This window comes from Entomohabitans teleogrylli (genome assembly GCF_001484765.1).
Classification (GTDB): domain Bacteria; phylum Pseudomonadota; class Gammaproteobacteria; order Enterobacterales; family Enterobacteriaceae; genus Entomohabitans; species Entomohabitans teleogrylli.
The window spans coordinates 18,124-43,219 of sequence record NZ_KQ947383.1 but is presented as its reverse complement, the minus strand read 5'-3'; the positions used below and the strand labels follow the sequence as shown (position 1 = coordinate 43,219).

Below are 25,096 nucleotides of genomic sequence, written 5' to 3'. Positions count from 1 at the left end.
GAGTCATAAATAATCAATCAGTTAGCAATAAAGCGCTTTTCGTCCGTCAGTACCTGTAACAACAGGCTGAGCTGCGGACGCGTTTCTTTGATTCTCTCGCCCTGCAGGTCATACATCCGGTAGTTGCCGCTGTTGTCCAGTACGATGGTCATCTGCGGCGTAGTGATTGCCAGGGTATTGCTATCCGCCCCGATAACCCAGTCATTCTTACGGGTGGCGGCGAACAGATCCTCACCCTGGGCATATTCATTAACCGGCGTTTTGACGTGCAACAGTCGCTGCATCAGGGTCGCCATCACGTCCTGGTGTTCGGTGAGTTTGTTGATACGCTGGGCCGGCGTTCCCGGCCAGTGAATCACCAGTGGTACCTGAATACGCGCCCGATCCCAGCCAAACCGGTTAGCGTCGTCACCTAATGCGACGCCACGGCCGCCGGTGATGATCACTACCGTGTTATCCAGCTTCCCGGACTCCTGCAAGGTGGCGAGTAAACGCTGGATTTCACCATCGACGCGAGTCGCCGCCTGAGCATAGCGGCGGGCAAACGCCTGCTGGTTACTGTCACCGTCAAGGGTGGTGCCGTTAAAGGAGACCCACGAGAACCAGCGATTATCTTCCTGGGAATAGCGGTTAAACCAGCCTACCCACTGATCGGCGGTCTGTTTGTCGCTCTGGCTACGGGCCGGCGGCAGAGAGAAATCGGACAACAAGGCCTGGCGATACATCGCGCCGCTGAAGCCGTCAGAGGCAAACAACCCCAACTGGTATCCCTGCTCATTCAGCGCCGAGATCAGCGCCGGAGGAATTCTGGCGGTTAATACGCCATCCATATAGGCTGGTGAGATACCGTAAAACAGCCCGAAAATCCCGCTATCGGTGCTATTTCCGGCGCTCATGTGCTGAGTAAAATCGATATTCTGCTGGGCGAATTGCGCCAGCGACGGCATCTGCTTCCCGAACGTCGAATAGTTAAGACCATCGACGGTGATCAGCAGAACATTGTAACCTGCCCCCAGGTCGCCATAGCGCAGCGGGCTTAGCGGGTACTGTACCGATACGGCTTCCGGATTGCCCTGTTCCACCAGCCGGCGCTGATACTCCTGAGCATCCAGCAGACCGTGTTTTTCCAGAAAGCGCCGGGCCGTCATCGGGTAAGAGAGCGGCAGATTAGCGCGCTGCATGGTGATTGGGCGATAGAAATTGGCGTCGGCCCAGATATACATCAGGTGGCTGGAAATAAATGACCCAAAGAACAGGATCACCAGCGGCCGGACATAGCGGCTGCGGCGGCTCAGACTGCGCAGTTTTTGCCAGCTCCAGGTGGCGAAGAGCATCTGTACCAGCAGAATGACCGGCACGCAGATGAACATCAACTGCCAGTCACGGGCCATTTCCCCCTGGTCCGGGTTAATCACCAGTTCCCAGACCACCGGGTTGAGATGCAGATGGAAACGGGTAAAGACTTCGCTGTCGATAATCAGCAGCGTTTGCCCTGTGGTGGCGAAAATCACCGACAGGAAGCGCATCAGACGCTGAGACATCACCACAAAGGTGAGGGGGAACAACACCAACAGATAGGCGGCAAAAACCAGAAAACTGAAATGCCCGACCAGGCTCAGGTAAGAAAAGATGCGCCCTGTCAGGGTGGTCGGCCAGTCGGCGACAAACAGATAACGGCTTCCCAGGGCGATTGCCACCAGGATATTAAACAGAGCGAACCAGTGCCCCCAGCTTACCATCTGGGAGACTTTTTCGCGGTAGCGCTGCCTGTTTGTTACCATAGCGTATTACGACTATCCCTTAATGTGCTTTGTCTTCGCGGATGGAGGATTTTAACGCGTCTGCGAAAGTTTGGGCCAGCAATTGGCGCTGCGCCGGCGCAACGCTGGTGTTGATCAGGTTGGTGACCATGTTCCCAAGGACCATCAGGGAAAGATCGGTCTGGGCCTGGTGTTTTTCCAGTACGCTAACCAGCTCGTTTAACAGGGCTTCGACGCGTTCATCGCTGTAACGGGATGTTTGTGGCATAGATCAATAGTCTGCTTATGACATGAAAGGGAAATATCTTACCGTAGCAGGGCCTTTTTTTCTGCAATTTTATCAGTGGCCGCACAGATTAACAGTGTTGCACTGATTAACTACAGGTGATTGAATACCGGCCAGCACAAAAGGAGAGTTTACCATGAGTCTGGATATCGACCAGATTGCTTTACATCAGTTAATCAAGCGCGGCGAACAGGAACTCGAACTGGTGCTGCGTGATACCCTGCTGGCGACCAACGAGCCAGTACAGGAGATGATGGCGGAACTGCATCGCGCCTATAGCGCCAAGAGCAAAGGCTATGGCGCCTTTAATGATGACAGCGAACTGGCCGGGTCGCTGCGCTTGTGCCGTAAAGGAGAGGAGGATTTCCTCGCTTTCAGCCGCGCGGCGACCGGACGGCTGCGTGACGAGCTGGCGAAGTACCCGTTTGCCGATGGCGGTATTGTGCTGTTCTGCCAGTATCGTTATCTGGCGGTCGAGTATCTGCTGGTGGCGGTACTCAACAACCTCAGCAGTATGCGGGTGAATGAGCAGCTCGATATCAGCTCCACGCACTACCTGGATATTAACCATGCCGATATCGTGGCGCGTATCGATCTCACCGAATGGGAAACAAATCCGGAATCCCGGCGCTATATGACCTGGCTGAAAGGGCGGGTGGGGCGTAAGGTTGCGGATTTCTTCATGGATTTTCTCGGCGCGGCGGAAGGGCTGGATACTAAAGCGCAGAACCGCGGTCTGCTGCAGGCGGTGGATGATTTCACCGCGCAGGCCGAACTCGACAAGAACGAGCGCCAGAATGTGCGCCAGCAGGTCTACAGCTACTGCAATGAGCAACTGCAGTCCGGCGAGGAGATTGAGCTGGAATCCCTGTCCAGAGAGCTCTCCGGCGTTAGCGAAAAGAGTTTCCAGGAGTTTACCAGCGAGCAGGGCTATGAGCTGGAGGAGACTTTCCCGGCGGACCGCAGCACGCTGCGTCAGTTGACCAAATTCGCCGGCAGCGGCGGCGGCCTGACCATCAATTTTGATGCCATGCTGCTCGGGGAGCGGATCTTCTGGGATCCGGCCACCGATACCCTGACCATCAAAGGTACCCCGCCTAACCTGCGCGATCAGTTGCAGCGTCGCGTCGGGGGTAAGTAATACTGTAGCCCGGCGGCGACATGCAGGCCGGCATGGTTTTGGCGGATCCCGTTTCGGGCTCCGCCTTTTTATTGCCTGAAACCCTGCGCCGGGGGTGTCAATTCTCCGGCCAGGCGGCGGGTTTACTCTTCTGTCGCCAGCGGGATATCCCAGCGATAAATCACCGGTTGGGCGTCACTCTTTTCGAAGCGTTCAATATGGGTGACCGGAGCGCTAAAGCGCAGTTTTCCCTGTGGACTGGTGAACTGGCTGATGGTTGATTTCATCAGCAGTGGTACGAAGGGGCGCAGAATAACGCCGGGCTCTCCCGGGGTATCATCCGTCAGCAATGGGGCCGGCAGCGGGGCCAGTTGCGTACCCTGTTGGTCGATAAAACGGGTGTGGTTGAAAAACGCCCAGGCATTGCTTTGCGCAGTTAATGGGGTAAACGCCTGCAATGTTGCGATGCTGACCCATACCGAGGCTACCGGTAGCGCTATGGGGCGCCATATGCCAGGTAAGCAGGTTGCGGTGGCCCTGACGGTTCTGCGCTCCGCCGTGGCAAAACCGCTTAGTTCAAAGGTTGAGGTGGCGCCAAAGCCGGTTTGCTTCCAGCGCAAATCTTGCGCATCCACCGATAATTCGCAGGTATGACTGATCGTGGAGTCAATGCTGATACGTTTGCGGTCCTGCTGTGGGCCGGACTGATGCTTTTCTTCAGCCAGGGAAAGGTATTGCTCCAGCGTGGCAGTATCGATATTTTTCCTCGGCGCCAGGGCATAAGGGTTAAATTGCAGCGGCGGCAGGCTGACATCGGCACGTTGGTTAAACACTTGCGGGGTATGCCAGAAATATCGGCTTTTTTTGCTCTCGGTGGGGGAATCGAGCAGCGCCAGCGTGGGAGGCGCGCTGGCTCGCAGGCGGAAATATTCCCCAAGCGGTGTAGATAATCCTGATAAAATAATTTTGTCTTTCAGGTCGAACTCCCCGCCAGGGCTGAAGAAGCTAAAGGGAGTATTCCAGGATAACGAACGTGTAACGCCTTCTCCGTCAGCGATGAAATTGAGTGGCTGAATTCCCTGAGAGCCAGGCATCCCGGAGAAGACTTCCCACTGGTTATCGTCTGCGTGGGGAACGAAGGTGATATCCCGCGCTCCCGATCTGGCTTTCAGGGGGTTGCGGGGGTCGAGCGTGATACGGGTGGGGATGACGGGTAAGGGTTGCAGCCAGGTGATGTCCGCCTCCAGAGAGTATAGCGGCGGCAGCGGTCGGTTTTCTTCCGGAGTCACCCGCGCGGCGAGCTGAATGCCGTAGCTGTTCCCGGCGGTAACGTTCTGCTCCAGCGCATAGCCAATGATATCTATACTGAAGGGGCCCGGAAGCGCTTTTCCCTCAATATCGCGGACCGTGATTGCGGAAAGCGACATATTGTCAGGCCCGGGCTGGGCGGAGGCGTAATAGCGGAACTGGCTGGCGCTCAGCGGTGTATAAAGATTAATAAGGTTGCCTTTCTGAGCGGTGATCAGGCCATTCCACGGGAAACTGGCGGCGTCGGGATTAACTGAGGGCTGGCTGCGGGGAACCGCGAAAAAATCATCCTCCGGAATGTCCTTTTTTAATATGTTATAGACATATTCAGCGGCTTTGCCCTGTTCATGCTGCTGGCCTTCGCGGGTTATATGAAATATAAACTTACCGTCGATAAATTGATTTTTTTCGGTTGGCGATATCTGGCTGATAAGTATGGCGTTCTGTAATTGCCGGGTCTGACTATCAAACGTTAATGTTCCCCACAGCGGCGTAGTGGTGTCATTATTGGTTTTTAAGGAATAAAACGTTTTATCCGCGTCCTTTTTTTCGACTTTAACTGTGACATCTGTGGTGTTAAATAACGCAGTATATTTTTGCGTATCGCCGGTATTTTGCGGAAAACGAAAATTCACCAGCATTCCGTCGCCGGATGCCAGTAGCGTGTAGATATGATTTACCGCCGGGATCACCGCCTCGTAACCTTCCGCACCTTCGGGCGTCTCTTTGTCGAGTTCCCGGGCCAGTAGCTCATCCGCCGTAATACGCTGCGCGAGGTTAGAAGAGAAGTCGCTTTTTTGGGTTGATAAATCAATGTGGAAGGGCGTCTGAAGTATCTGCTGAGTGGCGCTATACAGGTGGTCAGGGGAGGATTTTTTATTCATGATGAAAAAAGGATTTTTTTCACCCAGAAAATCGCCGGAGAAATCGCGCCATTGGGCGCTGACACTATTATTATCCTGCAAAAGATACTGCAGAGTACCCTGGTGGACGATATGCGCTTTGCCATCCAGCCCGGTTATCAATGTCACATGATAATTATTTTCTCTCGCCGGGGGGAGATCGGAATGATCGTCACAACCAATTAATATTGATAATATTAATATGAATATCCTTTTCATTTATTTCCTTTATTTTACTCCTTGGGAAATGGAGATGAATTATAGAAGAGCCTGTTCAGAGCATACAGATGAACCGTAATAAAAAGCAGAGAAGTAATGTATTTTGAGAACCCATCCGGGCTGGCGGTATGGCGGAGCGGTAAAAATCAGCATAAAAAAAACGCCGCGAGCGCGGCGTTTTTTCTGACCTTGTTGCGATTAAGCGCGAACGAAGTCGATGTGTTGCAGTTTCGGCTTGTACGGATGACGCTGTACAGCCTGAACTTTAACTTTTACTTCTTTACCGTCGATAACCAGGGTCAGCACTTCGCTGTAGAACTCAGGTTTAGCCTGCATGTTCATCAGTTTGTCGTGATCCAGTTCGATGGAGATTGCAGCGTCTTTGCCACCGTAAACGATAGCCGGGAATTTGTTCGCTGCGCGCAGGCGGCGGCTCGCACCCTTACCCTGCTCTTTACGTACATCTGCGTTGATAGTAAACATTGACTTCTCTCTTTAATAAATCCTGCCGCAGGCGACCCAGCAACAGGCAAATTCTCTGCTTTGCGGATGCAAAAGCGGGCGGGATTATAGCGATAACGGCCCGCCGGGGCAATCAAAAACGGCATTAGCCGCGTAATTCATTGGCGCGCCGGAAGCGCCCCTGATAATCGAACACTTTCTCGCGCACCTGCCAGTATTGGCCTTTTTTGCGCGCCACAACAAAATCCGGATGGCGCAGCAGCCCCTGACTGGCCAGTACATCGGCAACGGTTATCCAGCGTAGCGGAACGCCCGGCGCCCGGCTGTGGGGACGGATGAAGAGCTGTTCAAAAGCGGTGCGCTGCGCGGGAGTCTGCAGCCGGAAACGTTCACTGACGTCGGCGCCGTCTTCGTCGTAATAAACTATCTTCAGCCACGGCCCTTTGGCATCTTCTCCGTGCTCAAGCGTCATGCCGCTACAGCGTAATACCAGGGCATCCTTCAGTTTCAGGGCCGCCTTCAGCATATCGTCCGGATCGACCAGTACCCGATCGCACTGGTGGCAGCGTCGGGCGGCGATGTCGTTTTCGGCATTACAGTTCGGGCAGTTTTTAAAACGGAAACGGTAGTCGCACTGTTCACGATAACCTTCGTCGTCGTCAAACCAGCCCTGGCAGCGGCGACCGAAATGTTCGATGACGGTACCGTCAGCGGTCATTTTACCCCAGAAGGTATTGGCGAACCCGCAGGAAGGGCAAAACACCTGTACCGGTACATTGTCGCTTTTACCTTTTGGCGTGCCGACTTCCGGTGTGTAAAGGTCATGCGGGTTGCCCGCGTAATCCAGAATCAGGCAGTCGCGCTTGCCCGGCGCCAGGCGCAACCCGCGGCCCACGATTTGTTGGTAAAGACTTACTGATTCGGTAGGGCGCAAAATGGCAATCAGATCGACATGCGGAGCATCGAATCCGGTGGTTAACACCGCGACGTTGACCAGGTAGCGGAACTGGCGCTGTTTAAACGCCTCTATCAGGGTATCGCGCGCCGGGCCGGGCGTTTCCCCGGTAATCAGCGCGGCGTCATTGGAGGGTAGTAACGTCGTCACTTCCCGGGCGTGTTCGACAGTAGCGGCAAAAATCATGACCCCCTGACGGCTGGCGGCAAACTCCATAATCTGGCTGACGATATGCGGCGTAATGCGTTTTTGCTGTTTCAGTTCGCGGTTCAGGTCTGCTTCACTGAATAAACCGTTACTTTGCGCCTGCAGGCGGCTGAAATCATACTGTACCACCGGCATGTCGAGGCGTTCGGGCGGGGTGAGGTAGCCGTGCTTAATCATATAGCGTAGCGGTAACTCATAGATACAGTCGCGAAACAGCGCCTTTTCATTACCCCGCACCATACCATGATAGTGATACTGATAAATCCAGCCTTTGCCCAGCCGGAAAGGGGTGGCGGTCAGGCCGAGCAGACGTAAGTGAGGGTTCACCTGCCGCAGGTGGCTGAGTACCTGCTGATACTGGCTATCGTCGTCATCGCTGATACGGTGGCATTCATCGATAATTAACAGCGAGAACGGCTGTTGAAAACGCTCGGGTTGCCGCGCCACCGATTGAATACTGCCGAAAACCACCTTGCCGGCGCTCTCTTTACGCTGCAATCCGGCGGAGTAGATATCCGCTTCCAGCCCCAGCGCGCAATATTTGGCGTGGTTCTGGGCTACCAGTTCTTTAACATGCGCCAGTACCAGCACGCGCCCCCGCGCCAGCCGCGCCAGTTCGGCAATCACCAGGCTTTTCCCGGCGCCGGTCGGCAGCACAATCACCGCCGGCGAGGTCTGGCGGCGGAAGTAGTCGAGAGCGGCATCCACCGCTTCACGTTGGTAAGGGCGTAGGGTAAAAGACATGGCGTATCAGGTTAGTGAAATATCCGGGCTATTATACGCGTCATGCGGCAAGTTGCATGTGGCGTGGCTACGCCGGTTCGCCCCGGCCTCTGACTTACCCGTTTCCCCGGGACATGGCGGGGGTTTCGCCCCACTCAGTCAGGGGCAGCCCTTGCGCGGTTTAAAGATTGTCCCGCAAGCTGAATGAGATGCTACGGCGCGGCGCACAAATCGGTCCTTTCTCATCATGTCGCGGGTGGTTATACTTGCGGGCTCTTTCTGCATTTTATAGCGCCGGTTAACCGCACCGGCACCCGCACTGACAGGCAGCTAACGCAATGCGACTTGATAAATTTATTTCCCAACAGCTTGGGGTAAGCCGCGCTATCGCCGGACGAGAGATTCGCGCCAGTCGCGTCACCGTCGATGGTGACGTGGTGAAGAACAGCGCGTTTAAACTGGCCCCGGAACACCAGGTGGAGTATGACGGCAACCCTCTGGAACAGCACAACGGGTCACGTTATTTTATGCTCAACAAACCGCAGGGCTATGTGTGTTCGACGGACGATCCGGATTACCCGACGGTTATCTATTTTCTTGATGAACCGATGGCGCATAAGCTCCATGCCGCAGGCCGTCTGGATATTGATACCACCGGCCTGGTGCTGATGACCGACGATGGTCAGTGGTCGCATCGCATTACGTCGCCGCGCCATCACTGCGAAAAAACCTACCTGGTCACCCTCGACAGTCCGCTGGCGGAAGGCGTCGGCGAACAGTTTGCCGCCGGCGTCCAGCTTCATAATGAGAAGAGCCTTACCAAACCCGCGCAACTGGAAATCATTACCCCAACCCAGGTACGGCTGACTATCAGCGAAGGGCGCTACCATCAGGTTAAGCGTATGTTCGCTGCGGTAGGCAATCACGTCGTGGCGCTGCACCGGGAGCGCATTGGCGCTATCGTCCTCGATCCGGCGCTGGGGGAGGGGGAATATCGTCCGCTTACTGCCGGGGAAATCGCCAGTGTCGGTATGTCGTAAATGAATGTCAGGAGTGTAGTGTGACCGCCGGGAAAAATTCGTCGTTGGGTATTGTGTTTATTCTCGGGCTGTTGGCGATGTTGATGCCGCTGTCCATTGATATGTATCTGCCGGCGCTGCCGGTGATCGCCCAGCAGTTCCAGGTGCCTGCCGGGAGCGCGCAGATGACCCTCAGCGCCTATATTCTGGGGTTTGCCATCGGCCAGTTGTTCTATGGTCCGATGGCCGATAGCCTCGGGCGCAAGCCGGTGATCCTTGGCGGTACCCTGGTGTTTGCCGTGGCGGCGTCGGCCTGTGCCCTGGCGCAAAGTATTGACCAACTGATCGCCATGCGTTTCGTTCACGGTCTGGCCGCGGCCGCGGCCAGCGTGGTGATCAATGCTCTGATGCGCGATATGTATTCCCGGGATGAGTTTTCGCGCATGATGTCGTTTGTCATGCTGGTGACCACTATCGCGCCGCTGCTGGCGCCGATGATCGGCGGCGCGCTGCTGGTCTGGATGAGCTGGCACGCCATTTTCTGGCTGTTGGCGCTGGCGGCGGTGCTGGCCTGCGCGCTGATCTTTTTTATGATTCGCGAAACGCTGCCGGCGGAGAAGCGCCAGGCCTTTCATTTGCGTACCACCCTCGGCAACTTCGGGGCGCTGTTCCGCCACAAGCGGGTGTTGAGCTATATGCTGGCCAGCGGGTTCAGCTTCGCCGGTATGTTTTCGTTCCTCAGCGCCGGGCCGTTTGTCTATATTGAGCTTAACCATGTGGCGCCGGAGCATTTTGGTTACTACTTCGCCCTGAATATCCTGTTTCTGTTTATTGTTACCACCATCAACAGCCGCTTTGTACGGCGCGTCGGGGCGATACGTATGTTTCGCAGCGGGCTGTTCGCGCAGTTTGTGATGGCGCTGTGGCTGGTTATCACCACGCAACTGGACGCCGGATTCTGGGCGATGGTGCTCGGTGTGGCGGCCTTTATCGGCTGCGTATCGATGGTTTCCTCTAACGCGATGGCGGTGATCCTGGATGAATTTCCGCATATGGCGGGGACCGCGTCATCGCTGGCTGGTACCTTCCGTTTCGGGATTGGCGCGATTGTCGGCGCGCTACTGTCCGTCGCGCCATCCACCAGCGCGTGGCCGATGATCTTTTCTATGGCGCTGTGCGCGACCTGTTCAGTGCTGTTCTACCTCTATGCCAGCCGCCGCGGGCATAAAAAACGCTGAATCTTCCTCCATGGGCGTGGTTAACGCCCATTTATTAATCCACATCAACAAAAATTCTTCCCGGAGCGCTACGATTGTTTCTGGTTTGTAAAACCGTTTTGGAAAAAAAGTCACTACTTTGTAGTGAAAGAAGTTGAGTCCGATCGCAAAAAGAGGTAAATATAGCGCCTTCGTGTGAGCGATCGCACAAAAATAAAGCTTAAAATATGAAATGGTTAGTACCAAACCAGCGCGTAAAAAGTCTGGAAAATGATTCAAACTGGTACAATTTAGAAACAATGTGTTAACATAAAGAAAGGATATCTTTTTTTATTGCTTTGCAATTTCCGGGGAACAAACGTCGTGAAAACCATACAACTTTCCATTGTCCATCGCCTGCCGCAGTGTTATCGCTGGTCGGCAGGTTATACAGGTTCGCGTGTTGAACCGATTCCGCAAAACCATCAAAGCAGCGATGCCGATCTGGTCGCCCTGAAGTTGCTGAGTCCGGGGGGCGAGAAAGCCTGGCCGGTGATGCGTAAACTAAGCCAGGCGCTGAGCGATATCTCTGTGGACAGCTCGGTGCTGGAGTGTGAAGGCGAGCCGTGTCTGTTCGTGAATTGCCAGGATGAGTTTGCCGCCACCTGCCGCCTGAAAAATTTTGGGGTGGCGATTGCCGAGCCGTTTTCCAGCAATAATCCTTTCTGAAATGTCAGTCAGGCATCAAAAGCTGCCGGGTATATTCTGCCTGCGGTGAACTGAATACGCGCTGACATTCTCCCTGCTCTATCACTTCTCCCTGGCGCAGAACCACAACCTGATGACACAGCGAGCGCACCACCTGAAGATCGTGGCTGATAAAAATATAAGCCAGCTGATGTCGCGACTGTAATGACTTAAGCAGCGCCAGGATCTGCGCCTGTACTGAACGATCCAACGATGAGGTTGGTTCATCAAGAATCAACAGCTCCGGGCGCAGGATAAATGCCCGGGCGATAGCGATGCGCTGGCGCTGCCCGCCGGAGAACTCGGCGGGATAGCGGTGGCGGCTATCGGGATCCAGCCCCACTTCCGCCATCACGTCGATGACCTGCTGCTCGCGCTGTGCGGCGCTGAGCTGCGGATGATGTACCTTTAATCCTTCCTCAATGATTTGCTGAACATCGAGCCGCGGGTTCAGCGATGAGTTGGGATCCTGAAAAACAACCTGAATGCGATGGCGTACCGGCAGCAACTGGCGTCGCCCCCATGCATCGAGCGGCATACCGTCGAAGGTGATCTGGCCGAGCGACGGGATCAGGCGCAGCAGCGCCAGCCCGGTGGTGCTTTTCCCGGATCCGGACTCTCCCACCAGCCCGAGACTCTCCCCAGGCCGCAGGTCAAAGCTGAGCTGTTTCAGGCCGTAGTGATAGCCGATAGTGCGCCGCAGCAGGCCGCGGCGAATCGGGAAGCGTACCTGGAGATCTTTCACCTGCAACAACGGGGGACGAGTCACATCCAGCGGCTGCGGAGAGCCGGTCGGCTCCGCGTTAAGCAGTTGCCGGGTGTAAGGATGCTGCGGGGAGTGGAACAGCGCCTGATTGGTGTTCTGTTCCACACACTGGCCGTTACGCATCACCGCGACCCGATCCGCCAGGCGGCGAACGATATTCAGGTTATGGGTGATAAACAGCAGCCCCATATTCAGCTCCTGCTTTAGCTCTTTCAGTAGCCGCAGGATTTGCGCCTGCACGGAGACATCCAGCGCGGTGGTCGGCTCATCGGCGATCAGCAATTCCGGGCGGGTGAGCAGCGCCATGGCGATCATCACCCGCTGGCGTTCGCCGCCGGAAAGCTGATGCGGGAAGTCGCTGAGGCGTTTGGCCGCGTTGCGGATGCCCACCCGATCGAGACAACTGATGATTTCCCCCCGCGCCGCTTCACGACGCATCCCGCGGTGCAGGGACAAGACCTCGTAAAGCTGTTTTTCAATGTTGTGCAGCGGATTCAGGGACACCATCGGCTCCTGAAAAATCATCGCAATGCGATTACCGCGAATTTTGCGCAGCGTGCTTTCCGGGGCGTTGAGCAGCGGTTGGCCGTGAAAATAGATCTCTCCGCCTGGGTAAGACACTGGCGGCGCCGGCAACAGACGCAGTACCGACAGGGCGGTGACGCTTTTGCCGGAGCCGGATTCGCCAACCAGCGCCAGCGTTTCGCCGGCCTCTATCTGTAGTGACAGGTTATCGACCACCGTCCGACGCGCCGGCCCCTGGCCGAAAGCGACGGACAGCTTTTCGATATTCAGCAGCGGGGTAGTCATAGCATCAACTCCGTAGCGGATCGAAGGCGTCGCGTACGGCTTCGAAAATAAAGATCAGCAGCGACAGCAGAATCGCCAGTGAGAAGAAGGCGGTGATCCCCAGCCACGGCGCCTGCAGGTTGTTTTTCCCCTGGAGCAGCAACTCCCCGAGCGACGGCGAGCCCAGCGGCATACCGAAGCCGAGGAAATCCAGCGACGCCAGAGTGGAAATCGACCCGCACAGGATAAACGGCAGGAAGGTCAGGGTCGCGACCATGGCGTTCGGCAGCATATGGCGCAGGATGATCAGCCGATCGCTGACGCCCATCGCCTGGGCGGCGCGGATATAGTCAAAATTGCGAGTGCGCAGGAACTCCGCGCGCACCACCCCTACCAGCCCCATCCAGCCGAACAGCGTGGTGATCCCCAGCAGCCACCAGAAACCGGGCTGTACCACGCTGGAGAGCATAATGATCAGAAACAGGGTTGGCATCCCCGACCAGACCTCGATAAAGCGCTGCCCCCACAGGTCAATACGCCCGCCGTAATAGCCCTGAACCGCGCCGGCGAGGATCCCCAGCGCGCTGGTACATAGCGTCAACATCAGCCCAAAGATAATCGACAGCCGGGTACCGTAAAGAATACGCGCCAGCACGTCGCCGCCATTGGCATCGGTGCCGAGCCAGTTCCGGGACGAAGGCGGGGAGGGGAACGGGGTTTGGGTGGCGAAATCAATTGTGTCGTAGCTAAAGCGAATTGGCGCCCACAGCACCCAGCCTTCGTTTTCCAGCCGCTGCTGGAGCCACGGATCCTGGTAGTCCGCCTGAGTGGTGAGCGGCCCGCCAAAGTCGCTTTCGGCATAGTTCTTCACTACCGGGAAATACCAACTGCCCTGGTAGTGTACCGCCAGCGGTCGATTGTTGGCGATAAGCTCAGAACACAGGCTGAGGACGAAGATTAGGGCGAAAATCCACAGCGACCAGTATCCGCGGCGGTTGCTGCGAAAACGTGCCCAGCGGGCTTGATTGACCGGACTTAAGCGACTCATCCCCGGCCCTCAAAGTCGATACGCGGATCCACCAGCGTATAGGTCAGATCGCTGAGAATGTTCATAAGCAGACCGATTAACGTAAAAATATACAGGGTACCGAAGATCACCGGGTAATCGCGCGAGATGGTCGACTCATAGCCCAGCAGCCCCAGGCCGTTAAGGGAGAACATCACCTCGATCAGTAGCGATCCGGTAAAGAACATGCTGATAAAGGTGGCCGGGAAACCGGCGATCACCAGCAGCATGGCGTTACGAAACACGTGGCGCCAGAGGATCTGTTTTTCCTCCAGCCCTTTCGCCCGGGCGGTTACCACGTATTGTTTGCGAATCTCATCGAGAAACGAGTTTTTGGTCAGCATGGTCAGGGTGGCGAAGCCGCCGATCACCGTGGCCAGCACCGGCAGGGTAATATGCCACAGATAGTCGGTGATTTTCTGATACCACGGTAGAGAGTCGAAGTTGGCCGACACCAGGCCGCGCAGCGGGAAGATATCAAAGTAGTTACCCCCGGCGAACAGCACAATCAGCAGAATAGCGAACAAAAAGGCAGGAATGGCATAGCCGATAATAATTGCGGTACTGCTCCAGACATCGAAATGGCTGCCGTTGTGTACCGCTTTGCGGATGCCCAGCGGAATTGACACCAGATAGATGATCAGGGTACTCCACAGCCCCAGCGATATCGAAACCGGCAGGCTGTCTTTGACTAACTGAATGACTGAGGCGCTGCGAAACAGACTGTTGCCGAAGTCAAAGCGCAGGTATTCAGCGAGCATTTTGAAATAGCGCTCGTGGATAGGTTTATCAAACCCGTAGCGTTGGGTAATTTCGGCGATCACCTCCGGATCCAGACCCCTTGCTCCCCGGTACTGGCTGTCAGTAACGTTGCCTACCCCGGTCTGGGCATGAGTGGCGCCCATACTGTCGCCGCCAGCGCCGGGAATGCCGCTGCTGTGGCCGAACTGAATGGCGGCGATAGCCTGATCCACCGGGCCGCCGGGGGCAATCTGGACAATAAAAAAGTTGATGGTGATGATAGCCCACAGGGTAGGGATCACCAGTAACAGACGACGCAGAAGATAAGTAGCCATCCCGTTTCCTTAACGCCGCTGGGCCGGCAGTTGCCCGGCTTTATTGATGTCGTACCACCAGTTGTCGAAACCCAGTGAATAGACTGGCGTAATGGCCGGACGGGAGAACTTGTTCCAGTAAGCAAAATGGTCGGCGGACATAAACCACATCGGCAGCATGTAATAGTTCCAGGTCAGTACCCGATCCAGCGCGCGTCCCAGCGGCAGCAGTTTACGCTGATCGCCCTGGTTTGCGATGATCTGGTCAATCAGGCTATCGATAATCTCGCTCTTCACCCCCGGCGCGTTCCAGGTGGAGTCGACATACTCAGACGCCCAGGAGATTTGCAGAGACGGGCTGGGGTAAGGCATCGCGCGGTACACCGTCGGCATCATGTCGTAATCCCGGCGCCGCAGGCGGTTGGTCAACTGGGAATTATCCACCTGGCGGATATCCATGGTCACCCCGAGGCGCGCCAGGTTGTGCTGGAAAGGCAGCACCCATTGATTGTTGCCGGCGCTGCTGAGCAGCAGTTCGAAGCGGAAGGCCTCGCCGCTTTTCACATTGACCAGCTTCTGGTCCTTCAACTCCCAGCCGGCGGACTTCATTAGTTCCAGCGCCCGGAGCAGATTGTCGCGGTCAAAGCCGTCGCCCCGGGAAACTGGCGGCTGGTAGACGGCGCTGAACACTTCCCCGGGCAGTTCTTTCTTCCACGGCGCCAGCAGAATCAGTTCGTCGGCGTCCGGGTAGCCGCGGGCGGCGTACTCGGTGTTCTGGAAATAGCTGTCCACCCGGCTGTAAGCGTTGTAGAACAGCGCCTTATTCATCCATTCAAAATCAAAGACCAGTGAGATAGCCTGGCGGACGCGCGGGTCGGCAAAAATTGGCCGCTGGATATTAAACGCCAGCCAGCGGGTATCCTGGGCTGAGGTATTTTTCTGCTCTTCCTTCACGATATAGCCATCGGTAAAGTTTTTGCCGATATAGCGCGTGGCCCAGTTTTTGGCGCTGCTTTCACTGCGGAAATCAAAGGCGCCGGCCTTAAAGGCTTCAAAGGCGACGTTATCGTCGAGGTAGTAGTCGTAGCGAATGGAATCAAAGTTCCAGCGCCCGCGGTTAACCGGCAGGTCGGCCGCCCAGTAGTCTTTCACCCGCGAGTAGGTGATGTACTGGCCCATCCGCCAGGCGGAGATACGGTAAGGTCCGCTGGATAACGGCGGTTGGGAGAGCGGGTCGCTGAGTTTGTGGTTCTGCCAGAATTTCTCCGGCAGTATCGGCAGGGAAAGTAATCCCAGCAGGCGGTCCTTGTTCGGCGTGGCGAGCTCAATACGCACCGTCAGGGGAGCGATCGCTTTGACCGTGGCGCCTTTGTAGATCAGGCGAAACTGCGGGACCCCTTCGGTCATGAATTTTTTGAAGGTGTAAGCCACGTCGCTGGCGACAATCGCAGTACCGTCGTGAAAGCGGGCGCGCGGATTGATTTCCACTTCCGCCCAGGCGTAATCCGCCGGATAGCGCGCCAGTTCGGCAATCAGCGGGTAATAGCTGCCGGGTTCGTCGTCGGAGGTAGTGAACAGGCTATCGTACAGCGAATCCGTGCGTACTCCGGGATTGCCGCGTAGCGCATAGCGGTTGAAGTTATCGAAGGTGCCGATCGATGAAAGCGTGATGTCGCCGCCTTTCGGCGCCGCCGGGTTAACATAGTCAAAATGGCTAAAATTGACGGCATATTTAGGCTCACCTAAAACCGCAAAGGCATAGCTCTCTTTTACTTCACTGGCCCGGCCGGGCAGACAAACCGCACACAGCAACAGAGCGATAGCGCGAACAACCGTCGTCAAAGCGATATATCCTTTTAGTCTGGAGACTGGCGCCCGGGCGTTATCCCGTATCCCTTATGCAAGCGACAGTTCAGTCATGAGTAACCCGTTGTCAGAGAATAATAAGTGAGGATCCGCCGATTGTGAAACACTAGTTGCCTCCGGAGTCTGGCCGGGGAATGGGTTGAGCGGCCCATTCGCGCAACTGGTTCATCGGTAATCCCGGGCTGAAGTAGTATCCCTGAAGATACGTCACGCCCTGATCGATAAGCCACCGGGCCTGCTGCGGGGTTTCCACACCTTCGGCAACGGTCTTCATATTCAGGCGCCGGGCCAGTGACAGCACCGCCTCCAGTACCGGGGTGGTTACGGTCTGCAAACCGATAGACTGAATAAATCCGCGATCGATCTTCAGATAATCCAGCGTGAAACGTTCCAGATAGATTAGGGCGCTATGGCCGGTACCGAAGTCGTCGACGGCGATTTCAAAGCCGTTATCATGCAACCACTGGAAAATGGCGATGGATTCTTCCTCTTTGAGCATATCCCGTTCCGTGATTTCGAAAACGATCTGCAACTGGCTGTCGTGGATACTGCGGGCAAAGTGGAGAATATCCTGCTTAAACGAGGGCGAATACAGGTGGCTGGGCGCCAGATTGACTCCCAGCTTTCCGCCGGCGGGCAGTAACTGTTTGAGCGAATCGGCATCCCTGGCGATTAGAGCGAACAAATGGCGGGTCAGCGGGATGATCGACTGCTGGGATTCTGCGTAACTGATAAACACATCGGGAGGGACCAGGCCGGAACCGGGGCGCTCCCAGCGCATCAGAACCTCCACGCCGATCATCGTCAGACTTTTGCTATCAATCACCGGCTGATAAACCACAAAAAATTGATTGCGGCGGATCCCGGCGAGAATTTCTTTGCCGGAGCGAATACGCAACTGCTGTAGATAACCGCTGGCCAGTGCCCCGGGGAGCGCCGCCAACAGGGCGATCAGTAGTGTCAGTTGAATGTCCTCCAGCGGCCAGCTCTCCCCGTACAGCCAGATCGCCATCGGATAGCCGCTGACAGAAGCAATGCGGATCGGCGTAGTATCAAGATGATTATTTTTCAGATCGATTAATTGCGGCGAAAAGGTGGCAATTGCCTGATCTTTGATAATCAACGCGACGCCGGTGACATCGCGCTCCCGGGCGGTATGCAGTAGCCAGGAGGTCAGATCGATGTTCAGGGTGGTGAAGATCCCGCGCCCGGGATCGACCGGATTGCGAAACCAGACGCTGATCGCCGGTTTATCGGGCAGCATCGGCGTACCGGGTAAGATACTCATATCAAGTGGCAGATTAAGGTTTAGCCGTGGCGTCAGGCTGACCATATGCATTGACATAGCCCCGGTGGCCGAGGAGCAGTATGCCGTCTGGTCTCTGACCAGTAGAAAAGCCCTGACGTTGAGGCTGAACGCCGCTCGCGAAGTGAGCTGCTGGCCGACCTGAGCACATTCCTGAAATGCCAGCGGCTGGAGTTGATCGGTAGTGTTTTTCAGATCGTTGAACAGGGTAATGACGTAGCCGGATAAATTGCGGGCCAGCAGATCGAGGGCGTCCGCGCGTTTATGGTGTAGCGCAACCGCCGCCGCGCCGCCAAATGCCAGCGCGCACAGCACGCCCCAAATAATGGCGATGCCGACGATCTTTCTGGTGGTGGGCAGGTAGCGGGTCAACAGTGTTTTTGGTGGCATATAGCGACTACCCCTTCTCAGGCGTTGTTATTTACCTGATTTTTAAACTATACACATTATCCCTCTGGCTGCCCGTTTGCCATGCACTGTTTAACGTCATTGTGTTGCGGGCAATAAAAAAACGCTGCCATATGACAGCGTTTCTTCCGGTCTTGTCGTCAGTCAAGGGATAGCTGACGAGTTAGCTGCGGCTCAGCACCCGGCGCCCTTCATTGTAGCGCTTCTTCCAGTAGGGCTCGTCCATGCTGGAGATAATCACACCGCTACTGGTGGAAGCGTGAACAAACTGGTTATTGCCAATATAGATACCGACATGGCGCCCGGTAGAACCGGCGCGGAACAGGACCAAATCACCGGTACGCAGTTTATTGCGCGACACCGAGGTGCCCATACCCTGTTGTTCAGACGTGGAACGCGGCAGCTCTAAACCAAATTGTTCACGGAAAGTGCGCTGTACAAAAGCGGAGCAGTCGATGCCTTTTTTGGTACTGCCACCCAGACGATAGCGTACGCCTTTCCAGTCGGCATACTGATCCATAATCCGCGACTTGACATCGAGGTTACGAACCATGTTTTCAAATTCATCCTGAGAGGCTTGCAGTAAAAAGCTGTCTTTATTGCCTACAGCATGCGTCTCAGAATGCACATTCGCGGTATTGGTGGAACTACAAGCTGAAAGTACCGTGGCTAACGCCACCGCGGGGATTACACGCAAGATATATCTCAAAATTGGTTGAGATGTGACCATTTTGTTTATTTTCCCTTGATGTCCTTAACGACAAGAATCGTTATAAAAATGCCAAACGTGATGAGACTAAATTCATCGTGTCAATGAGACAATCGCGGATATGCAAAAATGCGGATTAACGCACACTTTATCCAGTCCCCGCGCAGTCTTCAGGCACAAAACGTAGATGAGAGTACCTTATCGTTTCCGGCATGGCGAGAGGTTTCGTATGATTTTTTATAAGAAATTGTGATGTTTAAACACGGAAATTATATTTGAGTAAATATTGAGCAATCGATGTATGAAAAACGTCGGGCAATGTATTTATTTCAGTTTAATGTCAGATTTATGCAAAATGTAACTAAATAATAAAAAAGGGCGCTGCAGCGCCCTCAGAATAATCATTTTTTAGTGACTGTTTGAGTTAGTTCATCGACGGACGATGTTTACCCGGCAGTCGGTTATCCAGTCCGTTGATGACGCTGTCGCTCAGCGGCGTGAGCAGGATCCACGGCAGGCCAATCAACACAAAAGAGAGCGAACCCACGAAAATATCGGTGAACCAGTGGGCGCCAATCATCATCCGCGGCAGCGCAAATACCAGGAAAATAACCACGGCGACGCCGAAGGCTTTGCGACCAAAATAACGCAACATAAAACCACAAAATATTAACAGCATCATTCCGTGATCGCCGGGAAAACTATCTTTCGAGGCGTCTTTGGTCGGGAAAGGCAGTAATTCGCTGACCCGGTGAATATCGCTAAAAAACAGCGTCGGGCTGGGGCGTTTGATGGGAATTTTCTGGCCAATCTGGTTAAGAATTACCGCAGCCAGCAGCATGGCGATCCCCATAATAATAATTCGCCGGCGCCCGCGCGGCGTTTCACGCCACCAGTACCAGAGCATCAGCGAGCCCATACACAGCAGTGAACAGGCGTCAAACGCGCGGTTATTGGTGATCGCGACAAACCATAAAAAAGTGTGGCTTTTAACCAGTTCCTGATTAAAAAAGTGGAAGATACCGGCGTCAATCGGGAACCAGGAGCCATGGTTAGCGGGCAGATACCACGAGAAAAACAGCGCCAGTCCCAGCGCATTCAGTAACAGTATCAGCGGTAAACGAGTCTTAGTCATAAATCAGTACGGTGAACAACCCAGGGCGAAACGTTAGTCCCGGGCGGTTAAACGAAGCTTCAACAAAGCGGACTGAAATGGATTCCAGTCACATTCCGCACTGTGGATCATCTCCACCCGACTGTCCGGCGGCGCGACATTCTGGGTTTCAATATGGAAATCCTCGCCCTGGCGATTGATTCTGACCAGCCCTTCAGGAATACGCAGCACTCCCTTCACCCGATCGACCGGCGCCAGGCGGGCCCATTCCAGCAGGCCGATAGTGTCGAAAACGGTATCGGCATCGAAAATCCAGCCGCAGGCATGGTAGCCCTGGCCGCTGTTGGTACTGCGCCGCCAGCGCTGATGGGCCGGCAGATTCAGCGCCGCCAGTCCCCGGGACGAGGGATGCGCATGGCTGTGGGCGGCGCTGGCGGTCAGCGCCGCCTGGTTACTGCGCGGTGTGTCGAGAAGCGCGTAGTCGATGCGTCCGTGGCTGACAGAAATGATCTCTCTGCCCTGTTGATGCAGTTGCAACCAACGCTGCAGCGCCGCCTGGCTCTCTGGCGTCGCCCGGTCTTGTTTATTGGCGACGATGATGTCAGCCGCCGCCAACTGGTCGCGAAAGTTCTCGTCTTCCGGATAACGGGGTTCCAGCAACTGGCGCGGATCCAGCAGACACAGAGTGGCGCGTAAGTCGATCCACGGCTGATACACCTCGGCGGTGAGCATATCGAGAATTTGCTTCGGATGGCCCAGGCCGGTGGGTTCAATCAGCAACCGATCGGGTCTGGCCTGGCGCAGCAGGGTATTAAGACCTACCTGCATCGGCAGTCCGTTAACGCAGCACATACAACCGCCGGGGATCTCTTTAATAACCGCGCCGCTATCGGCGAGTAGCGCGCCATCAATGCCGATTTCGCCGAATTCGTTGACCAGCACCGCCCACTTTTCGTTGGCGGGTTTACTGGCCAGCAGGTGCAGGATAGTGGTGGTTTTACCGCTGCCGAGAAAGCCGGTAATCAGGTTGGTTTTCGTCACGGAAAGCTCCCGGAGAGATCATCACAATGGTGTACAGATATCCCTTTATCCTGGCTAACCCTGTGACAAAAGAGAAGAGGGGAGCGCAGTGAGTGGACATAAAGGCGCCGTTAAGCGCATAGATCGTTAACCGGCGACCGGAGCGCCGCCGCAGGTGGCTGGCGCTTTTACTCGTGAACTAGTGATCGATGCCAGCAGGCGGGCGCAGGAGCCAGAGAAAGGTGATCAGACAGATAAGCGCGCCGGCGAAAAAGGTATATTCCGATCCCCACAGCTCCCAGATAATCCCGGCGCAGACGCTGGCTATCAACAGCCCGACGCCGCTGACCATGCTGAAAATACCGAACGCCGTACCGCGCAGATCCGCCGGCGCGGTTCTGGCGATCATCGCCGCCAGCAGCCCCTGGGTCATTCCCATATGAACCCCCCACAGCGCCACGCCGCATAAAATCCCGATCCAGTGGCTGCTGAATGCCAGGACCAGATCCGCGGCTGCCAGCACCACCAGTCCCATTTGCAACAGACGCGAATGGCTCATCCGGTCGGACAGTTTGCCAAACGGGTAGGCGGACAGGGCGTAAAGCAGGTTCATGGCCACCATCACCAGAGGGATCAGCGCCAGCGGAATGTGCATCTGCTGAGCGCGCAGCACCAGAAACGCCTCACTGAAACGGGCAAGCGTGAAAATCGCCCCGAGGCCGATAACCCACCAGCACGGTTGCCCCAGACGACGCAGATTCTCTTTTTTGATCGGGTTGCTGCGCCTGTGGGTAACCGGCGCTGCGGGTTCCTTAAGGCCGAAGAACAGCAGCATCACCGCCAGTACTCCCGGGATCACCGCCACCCAGAAGATAGTGCGGAAATCGTTATCCCACAGCAGCATCAGCGCCACGGCCAGCAGCGGGCCGAGGAAGGCGCCGATAGTGTCCATAGACTGGCGCAGGCCGAATGACGCGCCGCGCAGTTCCGGGGGGGTGACATCCGCCACCAGCGCATCGCGCGGGGCGCCGCGAATACCTTTACCGACCCGGTCGATCAGCCGGGCGCTGAGGATCATGCCTGAAGAGGAGGCGATGGCGAATAGCGGTTTGCTGGCGGCGCCGAGGCCATAACCGAGCAGCGCCAGCCCTTTGCGTTTACCCAGATAGTCGCTGATGGCGCCGGAAAACACTTTGATGATTAACGCTGTCGCTTCCGCCAGACCCTCGATAAGGCCGATTAAAATAACGCTGGCGCCGAGGGTGGTGGCCATAAACAGCGGCAGCAGGCTGTGGATGATTTCAGAGGAGATGTCCATCAACATACTAACGCCGCCAACCACCCAAACGCCTTTGGGGATACGACTTAATGTAGAAAACCGGGAAAGCATTGGGCGACTCCGTGCACGGGGAACGGGATATTTAACCCTGAAATGGCGGAGGATGGAAATGTGAATGAGTATTATTTAATAAAAAATGATCTGCCGGCATCGGGCGTGCGGTGGGGAGGAGTGCTGGCGCCCGGAAAAGCGGATGCGCCCCGCCGGGCGGGGGCATCAAAAGGTCAGTAAATCAGTCGGCGCGGCCCATATAGCGGCGTTCGGCGATATGAATGCGGATTTTTTCCCCGGTGGTAAGGTATTCCGGCACCTGAATCACCAGACCGGTGCTCAGGGTGGCGGGTTTGGTGCGTGAACTGGCGGAGGCGCCTTTGATTCCCGGCGCGGTTTCGACAATTTCCAGATCCACCGTCTGCGGCAACTCCAGCGCCAGCACCTGGCCATCCCAGGTCAGCACCTGCATATCCGGCATCCCGCCTTCCGGCATAAACAGGATTTCGTCTTCAATTTGATCTTTAGTGAAGATATACGGCGTGTAATCTTCGTGATCCATAAACACGTATTCGTTACCGTCGATGTAAGAGAAATCGACAAAGCGGCGGGTCAGGGTGATGGTATCGAGGATGTCATCCCCTTTGAAACGTTCTTCGACCTTCTGCCCGGTACGGACATCGGAAAAACGCATTTTGTACAGCGTCGAAGCGCCGCGGGCGCTCGGCGCCTGGATATCAATATCTTTAACTAACAGCAGCTTACCATTGTAATTAACGGCCATGCCGCGTTTGATTTCATTCGCTCTTGCCATCTGAAAGGTCCTGTAAATAGAGAGTGGCGAAAATTATCGCGTCAAAGTACCTGTGAGGCGTCATTCAGGCAAGCGGATTTCACGTCTGCGGCGGGTTAAAAGAAAAAGACATAGAGTGAACCCGCCGCGGCTGATACAGTCAGGGGTTCCTGTCCTCCCGAAGAGTAAACCCGATGGAGTGTCGCCCTGACTGCGGCGCCTGTTGTACGGCACCGTCGATTTCCAGCCCAATCCCCGGAATGCCTGACGGTAAACCGGCCAATACGCCGTGCGTCCAGCTTGATGAACGCCAGCGCTGCCGGCTGTTTGGTAGCCCGCTACGCCCCAAAGTGTGCGCCAGTCTGCTCCCGGGCATTGACATGTGCGGTCAGTCGCGCCGTCAGGCGATGGATTACCTGATTCACCTTGAGGCGCAAACCGCGCCCTGAACATCTTTGATGCGCCACAGGCAGTAGCAGGTCAGCAGCGACATACCCAGCGCAATCCAGAATACCGAATGGTAATTCCAGATTTCCGCCGCCACCCCGGCCAGCGAGCCGGCGATAATCCAGCCCACCCGCGAAGTATTCGTATATAGCGTGGTCGCGGAACCGGCCTGGCCGGGCATCAGATCCTGAAAATAGAGCATCCCGATACCGGCGAGAATGCCAATATAGATGGCGTTCAGGGCCTGGAGCGCCAGCAGCATCCACGCGCTGTGCAGGGTCAGCATGCCGATATAAAACAGTATCCCGGCCGCCACGGCGATGCGCATCAGAAAGCGTTTGCCAAAGCGGCTGGCGTAATAGCCGGCAATCAGCATGGTGGGGATCTCCAGTCCGGCGGCGGTGCCCATCATCACCCCCGCCAGTTTCTCCGGCAGATGGAGCTCATTAATAATGTATAGCGGCATGTTGATGATATACAGGCAGTTGGTGCCCCACATCAGGGTACAGGCGGCAAACAGCAATAGCGCGTCGCGGCGATGGGTGGCCGGCGCCTGTAGTCGGGCGCTGTTGGCCGCGGCGCTTTTACGCATCGTCGGCAGAAAAAACCACACCATCACGCCGCAGACAATAAACGCCGCCCCGGCGCACAGATACATGGTGCGGAAACCAAAACCCAGCGCCAGCGCATAGGCCAGCGGCGGGCCTACCACCCAGGCCAGTGAGACCTGGGCGCGCAGTATTGAGCTGAACATCACCGCTTCGCGGCCGGTTTTATCTGCGTGTTCCCGCGCCAGGGCGAACATTTGCGGATTGGCGGTGGAGCCGAAGCTGCTCAACAGTACGCCGATCAACAGCAGAATAAAGTAGTTGCGGTTCCAGGCGAACAGTACGCAGCCCAGCGCGCCGAGCAGGCAGCAGGCGAGAATCAGCGTTTTACGGTCCCCTCTGCGGTCTGAGTAGCGAGCCAGAAACTGGCTGACCAGGATGCCGATAACCGCGCTGCCGGTAAAAAAGAAGCCGACCATCGCCGGGCGGGCGTGGACTTCATCGGTCAGAAACAGGCTCAGCGTCGGGGTTTGCAGCGCGCCGGCGATACCGGTAAGAAAGGCGACTATCAGGAACGCGGCAGAAGTGTAGTCGCGCTGCCGGGGCTGGGGCGCGGTGGTGTCAGTCAACATGGGGCTCGTCAGTGGGTGATGGAAACGCGGCGGATTCTACCCGCCTGCTGCGTAAATAAACAGCGGCTGAAATCAAATCCACACGAAAAATCAAAACGCCATTCCATTCAGCAGCGGGTGCTGACGGTGTGCTGATGGTCAGCCTGAAATTTGGTCGAACTTCAGCACGCGTCAGTAAAATGTGCGTAATCTCAAATTTCTGTAAAGTCGTTTGCTTCAGCACTTGCCTGGCGGTGGGAAAATGTACACACTTCTTGAAACGTTTCAGCGTCGTCCGGATTTCAATATCCAGCGGGATGACGCCTTTTTTGGTACTGAGGCTGAAACGATTCAATTTCGCCAG

General features: G+C 55.8%; 22 protein-coding genes. 5 read left to right on the top strand and 17 right to left on the bottom strand.

Features of this window, described 5'->3' with window-relative positions; genetic code table 11:
- Nucleotides 1–17: 17 nt before the first annotated feature.
- Together yejM and AQ981_RS11330 are read right to left on the bottom strand one after the other, a co-directional pair.
- Nucleotides 18–1,781 carry an LPS biosynthesis-modulating metalloenzyme YejM gene (yejM, locus tag AQ981_RS11335; protein WP_058911863.1) on the bottom strand — a complete coding sequence of 588 codons (1,764 nt, stop codon included), beginning with the start codon at nucleotides 1,779–1,781 and terminating at the stop codon, nucleotides 18–20.
- 19 nt (nucleotides 1,782–1,800) lie between these two features.
- Complete coding sequence (locus AQ981_RS11330; protein ID WP_058911862.1) at nucleotides 1,801–2,028, bottom strand: YejL family protein; 228 nt, start codon at nucleotides 2,026–2,028, stop codon at nucleotides 1,801–1,803.
- 154 nt (nucleotides 2,029–2,182) lie between these two features.
- Between AQ981_RS11330 and yejK the strand changes: the two genes are divergently transcribed.
- Entirely contained in the window at nucleotides 2,183–3,187 is a 1,005-nt protein-coding gene (gene yejK / locus AQ981_RS11325) for a nucleoid-associated protein YejK (RefSeq protein ID WP_058911861.1), read from the top strand.
- 122 nt (nucleotides 3,188–3,309) lie between these two features.
- Here yejK and AQ981_RS11320 read toward each other — a convergent pair whose 3' ends face one another.
- From AQ981_RS11320 to radD, 3 genes are all read right to left on the bottom strand, one after another.
- On the bottom strand, nucleotides 3,310–5,505 hold the full coding sequence (locus AQ981_RS11320; RefSeq protein WP_058911860.1) for a hypothetical protein: 2,196 nt from the start codon (nucleotides 5,503–5,505) through the stop codon (nucleotides 3,310–3,312).
- A gap of 288 nt (nucleotides 5,506–5,793) precedes the next feature.
- Nucleotides 5,794–6,078, bottom strand: a complete 285-nt coding sequence (gene rplY / locus AQ981_RS26005) for a 50S ribosomal protein L25 (RefSeq protein ID WP_071608876.1) — start codon at nucleotides 6,076–6,078, stop codon at nucleotides 5,794–5,796.
- A gap of 124 nt (nucleotides 6,079–6,202) precedes the next feature.
- Nucleotides 6,203–7,963, bottom strand: coding sequence for a DNA repair helicase RadD (gene radD / locus AQ981_RS11310; protein ID WP_058911859.1), 1,761 nt, complete (start codon nucleotides 7,961–7,963; stop codon nucleotides 6,203–6,205).
- A gap of 317 nt (nucleotides 7,964–8,280) precedes the next feature.
- Between radD and rsuA the strand changes: the two genes are divergently transcribed.
- The 3 genes from rsuA (at nucleotide 8,281) to AQ981_RS11295 (ending at nucleotide 10,886) form a co-directional block, all read left to right on the top strand.
- The gene (gene rsuA / locus AQ981_RS11305; RefSeq protein WP_058911858.1) at nucleotides 8,281–8,982 is read left to right on the top strand and encodes a 16S rRNA pseudouridine(516) synthase RsuA; all 702 of its coding nucleotides are present in this window, start codon (nucleotides 8,281–8,283) and stop codon (nucleotides 8,980–8,982) included.
- 20 nt (nucleotides 8,983–9,002) lie between these two features.
- Nucleotides 9,003–10,199 carry a Bcr/CflA family multidrug efflux MFS transporter gene (locus AQ981_RS11300; RefSeq protein WP_058911857.1) on the top strand — a complete coding sequence of 399 codons (1,197 nt, stop codon included), beginning with the start codon at nucleotides 9,003–9,005 and terminating at the stop codon, nucleotides 10,197–10,199.
- 342 nt (nucleotides 10,200–10,541) lie between these two features.
- Entirely contained in the window at nucleotides 10,542–10,886 is a 345-nt protein-coding gene (locus AQ981_RS11295; RefSeq protein WP_058911856.1) for a YejG family protein, read from the top strand.
- A 4-nt stretch (nucleotides 10,887–10,890) separates the two neighbouring features.
- On the opposite strand, the gene yejF is transcribed toward AQ981_RS11295, so the two are convergent.
- The 10 genes from yejF to yeiP form a co-directional block, all read right to left on the bottom strand.
- Entirely contained in the window at nucleotides 10,891–12,480 is a 1,590-nt protein-coding gene (gene yejF / locus AQ981_RS11290; RefSeq protein ID WP_058911855.1) for a microcin C ABC transporter ATP-binding protein YejF, read from the bottom strand.
- Between the two features lie 4 nt (nucleotides 12,481–12,484).
- The gene (locus tag AQ981_RS11285; protein ID WP_058911854.1) at nucleotides 12,485–13,507 is read right to left on the bottom strand and encodes a microcin C ABC transporter permease; all 1,023 of its coding nucleotides are present in this window, start codon (nucleotides 13,505–13,507) and stop codon (nucleotides 12,485–12,487) included.
- On the bottom strand, nucleotides 13,504–14,601 hold the full coding sequence (locus AQ981_RS11280) for a microcin C ABC transporter permease YejB (RefSeq protein ID WP_058911853.1): 1,098 nt from the start codon (nucleotides 14,599–14,601) through the stop codon (nucleotides 13,504–13,506). Before AQ981_RS11280 ends, AQ981_RS11285 begins: the two co-directional genes overlap by 4 nt.
- 9 nt (nucleotides 14,602–14,610) lie before the next feature.
- Complete coding sequence (locus tag AQ981_RS11275) at nucleotides 14,611–16,422, bottom strand: extracellular solute-binding protein (protein WP_058911852.1); 1,812 nt, start codon at nucleotides 16,420–16,422, stop codon at nucleotides 14,611–14,613.
- Between the two features lie 130 nt (nucleotides 16,423–16,552).
- A complete protein-coding gene (locus AQ981_RS11270) occupies nucleotides 16,553–18,142 on the bottom strand; it encodes a cyclic di-GMP phosphodiesterase (protein WP_058911851.1) in 1,590 nt (529 codons plus the stop codon).
- 181 nt (nucleotides 18,143–18,323) lie between these two features.
- Complete coding sequence (gene mepS, locus AQ981_RS11265) at nucleotides 18,324–18,890, bottom strand: bifunctional murein DD-endopeptidase/murein LD-carboxypeptidase (RefSeq protein WP_058911850.1); 567 nt, start codon at nucleotides 18,888–18,890, stop codon at nucleotides 18,324–18,326.
- A 403-nt stretch (nucleotides 18,891–19,293) separates the two neighbouring features.
- Complete coding sequence (locus AQ981_RS11260) at nucleotides 19,294–20,004, bottom strand: phosphatase PAP2 family protein (RefSeq protein ID WP_058911849.1); 711 nt, start codon at nucleotides 20,002–20,004, stop codon at nucleotides 19,294–19,296.
- Between the two features lie 33 nt (nucleotides 20,005–20,037).
- Nucleotides 20,038–21,024 carry a CobW family GTP-binding protein gene (locus AQ981_RS11255; protein ID WP_058911848.1) on the bottom strand — a complete coding sequence of 329 codons (987 nt, stop codon included), beginning with the start codon at nucleotides 21,022–21,024 and terminating at the stop codon, nucleotides 20,038–20,040.
- Between the two features lie 178 nt (nucleotides 21,025–21,202).
- On the bottom strand, nucleotides 21,203–22,393 hold the full coding sequence (locus AQ981_RS11250; RefSeq protein ID WP_058911847.1) for an MFS transporter: 1,191 nt from the start codon (nucleotides 22,391–22,393) through the stop codon (nucleotides 21,203–21,205).
- A gap of 181 nt (nucleotides 22,394–22,574) precedes the next feature.
- On the bottom strand, nucleotides 22,575–23,147 hold the full coding sequence (gene yeiP / locus AQ981_RS11245) for an elongation factor P-like protein YeiP (protein WP_058911846.1): 573 nt from the start codon (nucleotides 23,145–23,147) through the stop codon (nucleotides 22,575–22,577).
- A gap of 173 nt (nucleotides 23,148–23,320) precedes the next feature.
- Between yeiP and AQ981_RS11240 the strand changes: the two genes are divergently transcribed.
- The gene (locus tag AQ981_RS11240; RefSeq protein WP_058911845.1) at nucleotides 23,321–23,575 is read left to right on the top strand and encodes a YkgJ family cysteine cluster protein; all 255 of its coding nucleotides are present in this window, start codon (nucleotides 23,321–23,323) and stop codon (nucleotides 23,573–23,575) included.
- On the opposite strand, the gene setB is transcribed toward AQ981_RS11240, so the two are convergent.
- Both setB and AQ981_RS27640 read right to left on the bottom strand, forming a co-directional pair.
- Entirely contained in the window at nucleotides 23,548–24,753 is a 1,206-nt protein-coding gene (gene setB, locus AQ981_RS11235) for a sugar efflux transporter SetB (RefSeq protein ID WP_058911844.1), read from the bottom strand. The genes AQ981_RS11240 and setB overlap by 28 nt on opposite strands.
- A complete protein-coding gene (locus AQ981_RS27640; RefSeq protein WP_154675932.1) occupies nucleotides 24,743–25,087 on the bottom strand; it encodes a hypothetical protein in 345 nt (114 codons plus the stop codon). Before AQ981_RS27640 ends, setB begins: the two co-directional genes overlap by 11 nt.
- Nucleotides 25,088–25,096: the final 9 nt, after the last annotated feature.